The 13,197-nt window shown below is 71.4% G+C and carries 9 protein-coding genes, 1 tRNA gene and 2 pseudogenes; 9 read left to right on the forward strand and 3 right to left on the reverse strand.

Annotated elements, in window-relative coordinates:
- Positions 1-67: 67 nt before the first annotated feature.
- Entirely contained in the window at positions 68-874 is an 807-nt protein-coding gene (locus AC2A1K_RS18525; RefSeq protein WP_483897782.1) for a class I SAM-dependent methyltransferase, read from the forward strand.
- Positions 875-1,187: 313 nt separating this feature from the next.
- Entirely contained in the window at positions 1,188-1,964 is a 777-nt protein-coding gene (locus tag AC2A1K_RS18530) for an SDR family oxidoreductase (RefSeq protein WP_483897783.1), read from the forward strand.
- A gap of 211 nt (positions 1,965-2,175) precedes the next feature.
- On the opposite strand, the pseudogene AC2A1K_RS18535 reads toward AC2A1K_RS18530, so the two are convergent.
- Positions 2,176-3,458 (reverse strand): annotated as a pseudogene (locus AC2A1K_RS18535) (IS256 family transposase); the annotation flags it as partial.
- A 146-nt stretch (positions 3,459-3,604) separates the two neighbouring features.
- Between AC2A1K_RS18535 and AC2A1K_RS18540 the strand changes: the two are divergent.
- The 5 genes from AC2A1K_RS18540 to AC2A1K_RS18560 all read left to right on the forward strand — a co-directional run bounded on the left by AC2A1K_RS18540 (position 3,605) and on the right by AC2A1K_RS18560 (position 6,084).
- Complete coding sequence (locus tag AC2A1K_RS18540; RefSeq protein WP_483897784.1) at positions 3,605-4,159, forward strand: hypothetical protein; 555 nt, start codon at positions 3,605-3,607, stop codon at positions 4,157-4,159.
- An 11-nt stretch (positions 4,160-4,170) separates the two neighbouring features.
- Positions 4,171-4,380, forward strand: a complete 210-nt coding sequence (locus AC2A1K_RS18545; RefSeq protein WP_483897785.1) for a hypothetical protein — start codon at positions 4,171-4,173, stop codon at positions 4,378-4,380.
- Positions 4,377-4,721: a hypothetical protein gene (locus tag AC2A1K_RS18550; protein WP_483897786.1), complete on the forward strand. Its 345-nt coding sequence runs from the start codon at positions 4,377-4,379 to the stop codon at positions 4,719-4,721. The genes AC2A1K_RS18545 and AC2A1K_RS18550 overlap by 4 nt, the downstream gene beginning before the upstream one ends.
- 3 nt (positions 4,722-4,724) lie before the next feature.
- A complete protein-coding gene (locus tag AC2A1K_RS18555) occupies positions 4,725-4,898 on the forward strand; it encodes a helix-turn-helix transcriptional regulator (RefSeq protein ID WP_483897787.1) in 174 nt (57 codons plus the stop codon).
- A 757-nt stretch (positions 4,899-5,655) separates the two neighbouring features.
- On the forward strand, positions 5,656-6,084 hold the full coding sequence (locus AC2A1K_RS18560; protein WP_483897812.1) for a tyrosine-type recombinase/integrase: 429 nt from the start codon (positions 5,656-5,658) through the stop codon (positions 6,082-6,084).
- A gap of 284 nt (positions 6,085-6,368) precedes the next feature.
- Here the strand turns inward: AC2A1K_RS18560 and AC2A1K_RS18565 are convergent.
- Together AC2A1K_RS18565 and AC2A1K_RS18570 are read right to left on the reverse strand one after the other, a co-directional pair.
- A pseudogene (locus AC2A1K_RS18565) lies at positions 6,369-7,406 on the reverse strand (IS701 family transposase); the annotation flags it as partial.
- Between the two features lie 1,290 nt (positions 7,407-8,696).
- Positions 8,697-8,770 (reverse strand) — tRNA-Pro (locus AC2A1K_RS18570).
- Positions 8,771-8,976: 206 nt separating this feature from the next.
- Between AC2A1K_RS18570 and AC2A1K_RS18575 the strand changes: the two genes are divergently transcribed.
- Positions 8,977-10,476 carry a mannitol dehydrogenase family protein gene (locus AC2A1K_RS18575; RefSeq protein WP_483897788.1) on the forward strand — a complete coding sequence of 500 codons (1,500 nt, stop codon included), beginning with the start codon at positions 8,977-8,979 and terminating at the stop codon, positions 10,474-10,476.
- 79 nt (positions 10,477-10,555) lie between these two features.
- Entirely contained in the window at positions 10,556-13,165 is a 2,610-nt protein-coding gene (locus tag AC2A1K_RS18580; RefSeq protein ID WP_483897789.1) for a helix-turn-helix transcriptional regulator, read from the forward strand.
- The last annotated feature ends 32 nt before the right edge of the window (positions 13,166-13,197 follow it).

The following is a 13,197-nucleotide window of genomic DNA, read 5'->3' on the forward strand; positions in this document are numbered from 1 at the left end:
GGCGGTCGTCCACGTCGTTCCAGAAGACCGGCTTGCGCAACCGAGATTCTTGGGCTATTGCAGGATAATGGCATCGAGGGCAGAGAGCGTCGCCCGGACGTGGTCACGGCGGTCGGCGGCCTACGAGCGCTTCTACGCCGGGTTCGCCGCGGACCGGCGGGCCGACTGGCTCGCCGCCACGGAGCGGTGGCTCGGTCGGGCACCACTGCGCGTCCTCGACGTGGGGACGGGGACAGGGTTCCTCGCCGCCGTCCTCGCCGAGCTGGGGCACGAGGTCGTGGGCGTCGACCTGGCGGCGGGAATGCTGCCCCGTGCCGCAGCCGAGGCTCGCCGACGCGGGGTGTCGGTGACGTTGTACCGTGGCGGTGCCGACGAGGTCGCCGAGCTGGGTCCGTTCGACGCCGTCACCGCGCGGTTCGTCCTCTGGACGCTGCCGGCACCCGCCGCCGCGCTCGCGTCGTGGCGCGCGGCCTTACGGCCAGGAGGGGCGCTGCTCGTCGCCGACGGCGTCTGGCGACCGCGTCGGTGGCGAGGCGCTCGCGCGGCCGTGCGGCTCGGGCTTGACCGAGTCGCGCTCGGTCGGCACCTGCCCCACTGGCGCGGCCTGGAGCCGCGCACGGCCTCCCACCTGCTGACCGCAGCCGGGTTCGCCACGCCCGCCCGGGTCGAGAACGTCCTGCCCCGCGGAGCCTGGCCTGCGGCCGACCCTTTCTTCGCCCTCAGGACGAGCCGACCAGCTGGGCCGGGCCGCGCAGGGCCGGCACCGGTGAAGGTCGGCGTGAACCCGACGAGCACACGGTCTCCGACCGGTGTGACCTGCCGCGAAGGGACGGTCAGGTCGTCGACCACGGCCAGGAACCTCTGGCGCCCATGACGTGGACGTCCACTGACCGGGCTCCCGAGCGGATCGCCCACCACGTTCCGCCGGGTCGCCGGCAAGCACTTCGGTTTCGTCTGAGCGACTGACCGAGCCACCCCCACGTCACCACCCGACCAGCCGGCCCGGCGATTGGGCCGAGCCCGGCGGGCGGTCCCGCTCGTGACTCTGGTTGACCGGCCCTAATCGCACGCTCATCGCACGCGCGGGTTCGTGGTGTGGTCGTCGGATGGCGCATCCAGCGCGACTCTCGCCGCGGTTGAGTTCTATGTATGGTGTACTCGATCCTAATTAAGTACTAGGAGGTTGGATGCTGCTGGTCGGGAAGAACGCCGTGATCTACGGCGGTGCGGGCATCATCGGGGCCGCCGCAGCTCAGGCGTTCGCACGCGAGGGGGCGAGCGTCTACCTCGCAGGTCGGACCGCGGAGCCGGTCGAGCGGGTCGCCTCGAAGATCACGGCACAAGGTGGTCGGGCCTTCGCCGCCACGGCCGACGCGACCAATGAGGTCGCCGTTGAAGGCCACGTCCGCGATGTCGTCGAACGCGCCGGAACCGTGGACATCGTCCTCAACGCCGTGACCTACGCCGACGTCCAAGGCACCCCCCTCCTCGACCTGCCGACGAGCGTCATGGCGGATGCCCTCGTGACAGCGGTGCGTGCGCAGACGATCACCACGCGCGCCGCTGCGAAACGGATGGTTGCCCAGGGATCGGGCGTCGTCCTAACCATCGTCGGTCACGGACCACCGTTCCCCGGCATGGGGACTACAGCCGTCAGTTGGCAGACGATTGAGGCACTGAATCGCCAGTGGTCGGCGGAGCTCGGTCCACACGGCATCCGGGTCGCCTGGGTCCGGATCGGCGGCACCGTCGAGGGCATCACCGATGCGCCCGACTATGGCACCAGCTACGCTGGCAACGCTGGGGCTCACGACGTGCTCGCCGAGCTGGAAGCGGGCACGATGCTCGGGCGCCTCCCCGCGGCGGGAGAGATCGGCGACGCTGCAGCGTTCCTGGCGAGCGACTACGGCCGCTCGATCACGTCCGGCGCGCTCAATCTCACTGCTGGAGCGGTCTCTGATTGAGAGTCGTTGTACCTTGTTCACAGCGCGTCGCGGTACACCTCTGTGCTCCCGTTCCCGTGCTGTTCCTGGCGCTCGATGGCCGCGAGGTGGTCCCGGCGGGCCTGCTCGCCGCTGACGCCGGTTGCCTACCCAGCCTCCTTCCAAGTCGCTCCGGCGACGCGGAGGAATCGTCAAGAGTTGTGGATGGCGTGTCCTGGGTTGATTGCGCGGCGGTCTTCTCTGGCTCGGTGTTGACGGCCTCGGTGGTCTTGGTGGGCCGTTCGACGAGTAATCCCTTCTCGAAGGTGGCGCCGGCACGGACCAGCGCGACCAGGTGGGGTCCGTTGACCGCGCGCCAGCGGGTTTCGGCGGCTTCGAGCAGCTTGAACGCCATCGCCAGGCTCGCGGCGCGGCTGCCAGGGCCTTTGGTGACCTTGGTGCGCAGCCGCACGGTGGCGAAGGTGCTCTCGATCGGGTTGGTGGCTTGAGGTGGATCCAGTGCTCGGCGGGGAAGTCGTAGAACGCCAGCAACGCCTCCTGATCCTTGACGATCTTCTCGACCGCCTTGGGGTACTTCGCGTTGTAGTCGCGTTCGAAGGCCGCGATGGCGGTCTCGGCGTGACCGCGCTCTTCGGCGTCACGGATCTCGGCCAGCGCGCGGCGGGCGGCGGGCTGGGCGGACTTGGGCAGGCAGTTGACCACGTTGGCCGCTTTGTGAACCCAGCAGCGCTGCTCGCGGGTCTCGGGAAACACCTTCCGCAGCGCGGCCCAGAACCCCAGCGCGCCGTCACCGACGGCCAGCGCTGGGGCGCGCATCCCGCGGCGGCGCGCGTCGCGCAGCAGGTCGGCCCACGATTCGGTGGACTCGCGGTGTCCGTCGGCCCGGGTGATCAGCTCTTGCGGCCGTCAGCGCGGACCCCGACCAGCACCAGCAGGCACAGCCGGGCCTCATCGAGCCGGACGGCGACATGGATGCCATCGGCCCCCAGACGTAGACGGAGTCGACCTCGCAGAGGTCGCGGTCGGCGAAGGCGCGCGCCTCGTCCTGCCACTGGCGGGTCAGCCGGGTCACCACCGAGGCCGACAGACCCGCCGCGGAGCCGAAGAACCCCTCCAGCGCCGGGGCGAAGTCGCCCGAACTCATGCCGTGTAGTAGAGCAGCGGCAACACCTCGGTGACCTTCGGGCTCTTGCGGCACCACGGCGGCCCGATCTCCGACCGGAACGTGTACTTCTGGCCGGTGGCCTCATCGACGCGGCGGTCGTCGACCCGCGGCACCGCGACCTCGACTTCACCTGCGGCGGTGGTGACCGTGCGCGGGCGGGCGTGCCCGTTGCGGCGCACCAGCCGCCGGCCGGACTCGTCGACCTCGCCGGCCAGGGCCTCGATCACCGCGGCCACCTCAGCCTCCAAGGCCTGCGCGAGCATCCGCCGCGCGCCCTCGCGCACGATCTCGTCCAACCCGGCGGCCAGGTCCTGCCGCACGTCGTCATGGTCGGGGACTACGCTCAACATCGGCGTCCTTCCTCACCGGCGTTGGCCCGCCGGCATCCTCAGTGTGATCACCGAGGAAGGTACGCCGCGCCCAAGATCAGGTCCCGCATCCACAACTCCTGGTCATACCTCGCGCCTGGGACGGTACCGCCCACCGACCGCACCAGGTGGTCGGCACCGGCGACATCGCCGCCCACGCGGTCCTGCTCGAGGACCTGGTGGCCGAGATGGACCGCCGGCTGGAGACCATCCCGCCGCGTCGGGACACGATCGAACCCACGACGGCCACGCCGACCGTGGTCGTCACCCTGGAGGAGTTCCCCGGCCTGCTCCGCGCCGCGGATGCGCTGCCGAAGCCCACGCGCGGTGAGGGCGTGCCGGTCGGCGATCGCATCCGCTCCGCCGTCCTGCGGCTCCTCAGTGAGGGACGCAAGGCGGCGTTCCGGGTCTTGATGCTGGCCCAGCGGTTCGAGGCCACCGCCGTCGGCGGCGGCTACGCCCGCGACCAGTTCGCCCTGCGCCTGTCGTTCCGGGTGCCGGCGGACTCGCTGGAGATGCTGCACGGCGCCGACGCCCGGCACCTGGGCCAGGAGCACGCCAACGCCGCACCGGGCGTCGCCTACCTGTCCGGGCTCGGCCGCGACTGCGAACGCATCCGCGTCCCTTACCTCGGCGAGTACGTCGACCGCATCCAGGCCCACGAACGGCGGGCCGAGTCGTGAATCTCATCGCCATGGTCGTCATCGCCGGCCTCGTCACCGGCCTGCTGATCAAGAGCCACCGCGCCGCACCGGCGCTCGTGTCCGGCGTCGTGACCCTCGTCCTGCTCTTCGCCGCCTTCCCGACCCTCGGACCCGCCGTGTCGAGCAGCGCCGGCGAGTTCGCCCGCCAGCTCGGCGCCGCCACCGACCGCGCCGCCGACGTCCCGGAGCACACCCGATGATCACCATCTCCCAGCACCTCGACGCCGCCGCAGAGAACGTCCGGCAGGCCAACCACGCCAGCCGCGGACCGGTGATCGGTCCCGACGCCTACGCGGTCGTCGGCTCCCTGGCCGAGCTCGTCCACCGGCTCCCGCAACTCCTCGACTACCTCGCCCGCGGCCTGCGGCGAGCCGACCCCGCCGAGCACTACGACGACCGCGGCCACGACCCGATCCGCGCCCTGTTCGCCGTCCAGGACGACCTCCGAGACGCCGACACGGCCGCGCGGGCCCTCGCCGGCCATCTCGACCACGCCCACAACCACCTCGCCCACCTCGGCCGACACGTCACGGAGGACTGAACGATGGGACCGCACGATCACCAGGAGTGGTTCTCGACCAACGAACTCGCCGGCTTCCTCGGCGTCGATCCCTCGTCGCTGCGCCGGTGGCGGACGGCCAGGCCACCCCAAGGCCCGCCGTGGGTGAAGGTCTCCGACCGCGTCACGGTCTACCGGCGGGCCGACGTGGACGCCTAGCTCCGGAGCCGGCGCACCGATCCGGAGGCGGCGTGCTGAACCAGATCATGCCACCGCACGGGGTCAAGCTCACCGAGGACGTCGAGCACCGGCCGGGTGCCGGCAACGGCGGTCACCGGGCACATGTGCGCTGGCTCGACCCGACGTCGGGGAAGCGTCGGTCCAAGTCGGACAGCTTCGCCACGGCAGCGGAAGCGCTCGCCTGGATCGAACCGCATGAGGGGCTACGCCGCCCGCGGTATCGACCCCGCGGCCGCGAACCAGACTCTCGCCGCCTACGGCACGGCCAACATGCGCCTGGTCCTGCGCGGTCTGGAGGCCAAGACCACCGACCCGTACCTCGCCGGCTGGCGCAAGCGCGTCGTTCCCTCGCTGGGCCACCTCGCCGTCCGGATGATCACCTACGGCGCTGCGGACAGGGTTGTCTCCGGCTGGATCGCCGACGGCGTGAGTCGGTCGACGGTGAAGAACAGCCTCGCGATGCTCGTGCGGGTCATGGAGCAGGCCGTCCGCGACGGGATCATCGACCGCAACCCGGCCCGGATCACTGGCTGGCAGGACGAGTTCCGACGAGTGGAAGACGAACTCGACGATCCACGGTCACTGGCGCTCCAGGATTCGGCCACGCTGACCCGCCTCGCCGACGCCCTCGTGGCGCGCTCGCACCAGCAGTTCGCCGGCTGGGGCCACGTCGTCACCTTCGCCGGCGCGACCGCGGCCCGGATCGGCGAGGTGTCGGGGCTGCCGCGCCCACGACATCGACACGACCACGTGGACCTGGAACGTCCGCCGGCAGACCACCCCCTCCCCCGGCGGCCTCGTCAACAAGGCCACGAAGGGCAAGCGCGCCCGGCTCGTCCCGCTGATCGAGGAAGTCCGGCCGATGGTCGCCGAGCTGGTGGCTCGCTCCTCGGTCACCGACGGCCGGCTGTTCGTCGGCCCTCGTGGCGGGCGCATCAGCACCGCCGTCCTGCGCGATGCCACGCACTGGGACGAGGTCGTGGAGTCCATCGGGCTCGGCTACCTGCGCCACCACGACCTCCGGCACACCGGGCTTACGTGGATGGCCGACGCCGGCGTCCCGTCCACATCCTGCGCAAGATCGCCGGGCACGGCTCGCTGTCAACGACGCAGCGCTACCTGCACCCGAACCACGACGCCGTCCTCGGCGCCGGCGAGCTGCTGACCAACTACCTGCGCGGGTCCCACCAGGGCTCCGTACTACGTGCCGTCTAGTACTCCAGCCGTAGATCGTTATCTGCGTGCGAGGGCGTTGTCCTGGCGTTGGTAGTGGCTGGTATGGGCGCGGTGTTGGTGGCGTCGTCGCCAGCGTGACCAGCGCAGGGGGCAGGCCTGGCGGCGGGCGGGGTCGATGACGAGGATCGTGAACAGTCGGCGGATCTCGTTGCAGGTCAGCGCGATCAGTCCGTCGGGTCCGGGTCGGTGGGTGTGCTCGGCGACGGCAATGACTGCGAGCAGGGCGTGGGCTGCCATGGCGAGCAAGGTCCAGCACTGCCAGGAGATCCAGCGGCGGACCTGGTGTTCGTCGAGCCCGGCCAGACTCTTACCGGCCTGGAAGGACTCCTCGATCGTCCAGCGCCTGCCTGCGATGCGGACCAGCTCGCGCAGCGGCGCCACCTCGGGTGCGTAGCAGCGGTAGAACGCCAGCTCGCCGGTGTGTCGGTGGCGCCGCACGAGTAGCCACCAGCACTGCGGGTCGCTTGGATCGGAGCCGCCGGTGGGGTCGGGGTGGGCGATCAGCGCCCAGTCGTAGTAGCGCAGTCCCTTCGCTCCCGACCCAGCGCAGAGCCGCTGCCAGGCCCGTCGCGGCAGGGTCTTGGTGATCTCGTCGGCGCGCACCAATCCGGCCGCGGTCGGGATACGGCGGTCGCAGCCGATGGCCAGCACGTAGCCGACCCGGCGCGCCTCCAGCTCGGCGCGCAGGGCGGGTCGGCGCCGTAGACCTCGTCGCCGGCACCCACCGAGCCTCGACGCCGGCGTTCAGGGCGCGGGTGACATCCCGGTGGCCAGGGCGGGCTTGGTGGCGAACTCGATCTCGGCGGGGACTCCGGCCTCGTCGAGCCGGTCGGGATCGCTGGTCCAGGAGCGCGGCAGGTAGAGCTCGCGGTCGATCATCGCGTGCCCGGCGGCACCGGCGTAGGTCAGATACACCGCGACCTGGGCGTTCTCGATCCGTCCGGCGGTGCCGGTGTACTGGCGCTGCACCCCGACCGTGTGGAACCCCTTCTTCAGGTCCCCGGTCTCGTCGACCACCAGCACCGCGTCGGGGTCGCGCAGCGCGGAGGTGACGTAGTCGCGCAGATCGTCGCGGACTCCCTCGGTGTCCCAGCTCGCCCGGGCCAGCAGGTGCTGCATGCCGTGCGGGTCCGGGTCGCCGGCGTGTTCGGCGATCGACCAGCAGGTCTTACGCGGAAGATCGGCCAGCAGCCCGAGCACGAACCCCCGGACCCGCCGGCGAGTCTCGACCCGGGCAAACCGACCGGCCATCCAGTCGAGCAGCCTGTCGGTCTCGGCCTCCCAGCGAGCTGGCTCTACCCTGTGGCCCACGGCCACCGCTTGATCTTCTGATGTCGACACAACTGATGATCATCAAGCGGTGGCCGTCTCACCTCCGGGACCGCCACGCCAGCAAGATCACGATCTACGGCTGGAGCACTAGGGAGTGGACGGAAGACAGGGCTTGTCAAAGACGATTCGTGAGCCTTCGGCAGGCACCAAAGGCTTCTTGCGAAGCTCAGCTACGCGACCCACGGGTACGCAACCTGTCCGACTGACAATGTCATCAGACCTCATATAGATAATTGTTCTGTCCTCCTCTCGTAATACGATGTGCCAATTGACATCCTGCTGAAGAGTGTAGCCAACTTGCAAGACGCCGGATTTCAGGAGAATCTCCTCGGGCGGCAGCCACGGTCGCCTGCCAATTTCGGAGACAATACTGTAGTTGAAGGGGACTTGGTAGGTCACGTAGACCGCCAACGTCAGAAATGCGGAAGCGGAGGCCACGATGGCCAGGTACGGCAACCCAGCCAAAAGGCGGAGAACGAAGCCTACAGTGGTCCGGCTCGCGTTGAGGAGACTTGGCGCCACGAGGAAAAGTACCCCTACTCCAACACCTGCCGAGAGGGTAGCTGCAGGATAGGTCGCCCAAATTTCTTCGAATTGCTCGGCTCTGAGCATGGAAACGAGCGACTTGACTTGCCTATACGTCTCATCCCACGACACCCGTAAACCGGGCAAGTATGCCGGCGAGAGAACCAGCGCCGCAGCCAGGAGGATAACGGATAACACCCACTGCCGAAAAACTGCCGCCACAATGGCAGCGACCGGGAGATAGGGAGGGATAAGCGGAATGAGCGTCCCTAGGAGAGTCCCACTAATGCCAACTTCTGACGCTATTGTCGACGCGTTCGTAGTGCTGTAATCCGTAATCAGCAGCAATCTGGTCGCAGAAGCCAATAGGACGATTGCCGGCGAGAATAGAAGCGCTCTAGTTCTTCTCGCCCTTCGATGGACAAAGCTGTTCTCTGCCCCATCTGCCACGTGTGCCCCCCTTGATCAGGAGACACATCGGTGGCAGCTGTTTGTCCGTTACGAGCTCCGTGGTGCGCACAGCCCAGTCCCGGCTCCGCGAGGAGGTTGGAGTGGGTCAGTGCCCAGCCTGGTCCCAAAGTGGTCCCAACGATCGGCAGGGAGAACTACTCGATGATCGAGCCAGACAGACGAGAACCCCGTTGACCTGGGCTCTACCCTGGTCAACGGGGTTCTGGTCCTCCGTCGGGACGACAGGATTTGAACCTGCGACCCCTTGACCCCCAGTCAAGTGCGCTACCAAGCTGCGCCACGTCCCGCACCGTCGCCTCGTGCCCGCGACGTGACCACGGTACCCGACCGGCCCGGCGCCGCGGTGTCCGGGGAGGCACTCGCCCGGCCCCCTCCCCATGATCGCTCCCGCTGCTCCGTCCACCCGACGTGACCAGGCGGGAGGAGCACCCGGAGCGATCTTCACCGTCGAGTCTGCTGCATCAACCCCGTGGTCCACGTCATAGTGGGCCTCGTGGCTGCGACGACGCTGACGGCGACGAACCTGACGCAACTGCCCGCGGAGGTCCCGGGCCCGACCTACGACCGCAGCGCGGTGTCGGTCGGGATCGTGCACTTCGGAGTGGGCGGCTTCCACCGGGCGCACCAGGCGATGTACCTCGACGACCTGATGCAGCAGGGCAAGGCCCTGGACTGGGGGATCTGCGGGGTCGGCGTGCTCGAGGCCGACCGGCGGATGGCCGAGGTCACCGAGGCCCAGGACGACCTCTACACGCTCGTGCTCAAGCACGCCGACGGGCGGCGCGAGGCGCGCGTCATCGGCTCGATCGTCGACTTCCTCTTCGCCCCCGAGGATCCCGACGCCGTCCTGGACCGCATGACCGACCCGGCCACGCGGATCGTCAGCCTCACCGTCACCGAGGGCGGCTACCACAAGAACGCGAGCACCGGGGAGTTCGACGACCGCGACCCCGCCATCCGCGCGGACATCGACGCCCGCGCGGGCACCCCGCCGACGACCACCTTCGGCTACATCGTCGAGGCGCTGCGCCGGCGCCGCGACGAGGGCACGGGCCCGTTCACGGTCATGTCCTGCGACAACATCCAGGGCAACGGGCACGTCGCCCACGCGATGATCACGGCGTACGCGCGGCGGCGCGACCCCGAGCTCGCCGACTGGATCGAGGCGAACGTCCCCTTCCCCAACTCGATGGTCGACCGGATCACCCCGCGCACCACCGACGAGGACCGCCAGGAGCTCGAGGCCAGCACCGGCGTCGTCGACGCCTGGCCGGTCGTCTGCGAGCCCTTCACCCAGTGGGTACTCGAGGACGGGTTCGCCGCCGGGCGCCCGCCCTTCGAGGACGTCGGCGTCCAGGTCGTCGCGGACGTCGAGCCCTACGAGCTGATGAAGCTGCGCCTGCTCAACGCGAGCCACCAGGCGATCGCCTACCTCGGCTACCTCGCGGGCTACCGCTACGCCCACGAGGTCGCGGGCGACGAGCTGTTCGCGGGCTTCACCCGCGCCTACATGGACCGCGAGGGCACCCCGACCCTCCAGCCCGTGCCCGGCGTCGACCTCGACGACTACAAGGCGACGCTGATCGAGCGGTTCGCCAACCCCGCGATCCGCGACACCCTCGCCCGCCTCGCGGCCGAGAGCTCCGACCGCATCCCGACCTGGCTCGTACCGGTCATCCGCATCAATCTGGAGAACGGCGGGGAGATCGACCGCTCGGCCCTGGTCGTCGCCTCCTGGGCCCGCTACGCGGAGGGCGTCGACGAGAGCGGCGACCCGATCGAGGTCGTCGACACCGGCCGCGCCGAGGACCGCCTCGCCGCCGCCCGCCGCTACCCCGACGAGCCACTGGCGTTCCTGGCCGACCGCGACCTGTTCGGCGACCTGATCGACGACGAGCGATTCACCACGGCCTACCGCGCCCACCTCGACGCGCTCCACGAGCAGGGCGCGCGGGCCACCGTCACCGACGCGGAGTCGCGACTCCCCCGTTGAGCAGGCCCTGGCTTCACACATTCAGGTCTATTGGGGCAGACTTTTCGGGCTCACCATCTCCGTCCCCGGAGGGACCGCGGTGCCCGACCCGAGCCCTGGACCGGCTCGGTCCTGGCCGTTCACCGGCCGCGACGTCGAGCTCCGGGCCGTCGCGGCGGGGCTCGCCCGCGACGGTGTCGTGGTCGTCGCCGGCCCGGCCGGTGTCGGCAAGAGCCGCCTGGCGCGCGAGTTCGCCGCCAGGAGCGGCGCCGCCGCCAGGGCCGTGACGGCGTCGGCCTCCTCCGCCGACATCCCGCTGGGGGCGTTCGCGCCGTGGCTGCGCCTCGACGGCGACGAGCCGGTCACGGCGCTCGCGCAGGTGGGCGCGGCGCTGCGGGCCGCCGGCCCCGAGGCGCTGCTGCTGGTCGACGACGCGCACCAGCTCGACACCGTCTCGGCGACGCTCGTCCACCAGCTCGCGGTCGAGCACGCGCTGCGCCTGGTGCTGACGGTGCGCACCGGCGAGCCGTGTCCCGAGGCGATCACGGCAGTGTGGAAGGACGGGCTCGGCGAGCGGGTCGAGATCGAGCCGCTGGGTCCCGACGCGGGGGGCGCCCTACTGGGCGCGGTGCTGGGCGGTCCGGTGGACGCGCAGGCGTTGCGGCGCCTGCACGACACCACCCGCGGCAACGTCCTCTGGCTGCGGCACCTCGTGGACGGGGAGCGCGCGGCCGGCCGGCTCGTGGTCGTCGACGGACGCTGGGAGTGGCGCGGGCCGGCCCGCCTCTCCCCCGCGCTGGAGCACCTGCTCGCCGAACGGATCGGCACCCTCGACGACGACGAGGCGCACGCACTGGAGCTCGTCGCGCTCGGCGAGCCGGTCGGGCTCGGGCTGCTCATCGGGCTGGCGCCCGAGTCCGCCGTCGAGCGGCTCGCCGAACGCGGGCTGGTGCGCCTCGTCGAGGACGGGGCACGCGAGGAGGTGCACCTCGGGCACCCGCTCTACGGCGAGGTGACGCGCGCTCGCCTGAGCCTGCCGCGCGCCCGCCGCCGGCGTGGCGAGCTGTCGGCGGCGCTCCGGACGGCCGGCAGTCGCCGGGCCGGCGACGACCTGCGGCGCGCCGTGCTCGACCTCGGCAGCGACAGCCCGCCGGACGCGACCCTGCTGGTGCTCGCCGCCGAGCAGGCGATGAACATGACCGACTTCGCCCTCGCCGAACGCCTCCTGCGGGCCGCCGTCGCGGCGGGTGGCGGCTTCGAGGCGCGGCTCGGCCTGGGGTTCATGCTGGGCTGGCTCATGCGCCCCGACGAGGCCGAGACCGAGCTCGCCGAGGCGACCGCGGCGGCGACCACGCAGGCCGACCGGGCGCGGGCCCTGCTCGCCCGGTTCCACGTCCTGGTGTTCATCCTCGACCGACCCGAGGACGGTCGGGCACTCGTCGAGCGCGAGGGCGTCGACGCGGCGGGCGAGCCGTTCCCAGAGATGACCGCGCTGGACGCGACGCTCGAGGTGGCGAGCGGTGACGTTGTCGTGGGCCTCGGGACCGCGAGGTCCGTGCTGGCCCGACCCGGCGTGTCCTCGCAGGCGACGACGTGGGCGGCGTGGGCGGCGGCCTACGGCACCGCGTTCCGGGGCGACGACCGCGTCCGCGAGCTGGTCGCGCGCGGGATGGACGCGGCCCGCCAGGCGCCGGAGACGGTGGCGATGCTGGGCAACCTCGGGTTCGCCGACATCCTCGAGGCGGGGTTCCGCGGCGCTCCCGAGGACGCGCGGACGCGGCTCGACTGGGTCGAGGCCCTGCCGGGCGGGCACGGGGCCACCTGGTCGGCGCTGTACCACGGGCGGCTCGCCCTGGAGGCCGGTCAGGTGGCGACCGCGGCACGCTTGCTCGACAGCATCCTGCCGTCGTTCCCGGGGCACGGCGGCGGCTGGACCGCCTGGTTCCACGGGATGATCGCGCAGGCGCTGGCGGCGGCGGGCGACACCGCCGCGGCGACCGCCGCGCTCGAGGCCGCCGAGGCCGCGCGACACCCGGTGATCCGCGCCGGCGACAGCGACGTCGAGGTCGCGCGCGCCTGGATCGCGGCCTCGCGGGGGGCCGACGACGAGGCCGTCTCGCTGGCGCGGCAACTGGCCGGCGACGCGCGGGCGCGCGGACAGCGGGTCCTCGAGATGACCGCCCGGCACGCCGCCGTCCGCTTCGGCGACCGCGACCAGGCGGAGGCGCTCACTGAGCTGGCGCGCGTGCTCGACACCCCCCGCTCCCGGGCCGCCGCGCGACACGCCTCCGGGCTGGCCGCGCGCGACCCGGACGCCCTCGTCGGCGCGGCCGACGAGCTCGAGGCCGCCGGGCAGTTCCTCGCCGCCGCCGACGCCGCGGCCCATGCCGCCGTCGCGGCCCGCGACCGGGGCCGGCTCGCTGACGCGACCGCCGCCGCGGAGAGGGCCGTCGCCATCGCGCGCCGGCGGTGCGAGGACGCGTCGACGCCCGCCCTCGACCTGGCCCGTGCCCCGCTGCCCGTGAGCACCCGGGAGCGCGAGGTCGCCGTCCTGGCCGCCGAGGGGCTGACCAACCGCCAGATCGCGGCGCGGCTCCACGTCTCGGTGCGCACGGTCGAGAGCCACATCTACCGCGCCTGCACCCGCCTCGGACTACCCGACCGCGCCGCCCTCGCCGCCGCCGTGGCACCTCGTCACACCGCGCGCTGACCGTCCCGTGTCACGGACGGGCGCGCCCGCTC

It is taken from the genome of Actinomycetospora sp. 2LY8.5 (genome assembly GCF_057180585.1).

Coding starts and splice junctions, on each gene's coding strand:
- AC2A1K_RS18525 (WP_483897782.1), top strand. CDS start 68: ATGGCATCGAGGGCAGAGAGCGTCGCCCGGACGTGGTCACGGCGGTCG.
- AC2A1K_RS18530 (WP_483897783.1), top strand. CDS start 1,188: ATGCTGCTGGTCGGGAAGAACGCCGTGATCTACGGCGGTGCGGGCATC.
- AC2A1K_RS18545 (WP_483897785.1), top strand. CDS start 4,171: ATGGTCGTCATCGCCGGCCTCGTCACCGGCCTGCTGATCAAGAGCCAC.
- AC2A1K_RS18550 (WP_483897786.1), top strand. CDS start 4,377: ATGATCACCATCTCCCAGCACCTCGACGCCGCCGCAGAGAACGTCCGG.
- AC2A1K_RS18555 (WP_483897787.1), top strand. CDS start 4,725: ATGGGACCGCACGATCACCAGGAGTGGTTCTCGACCAACGAACTCGCC.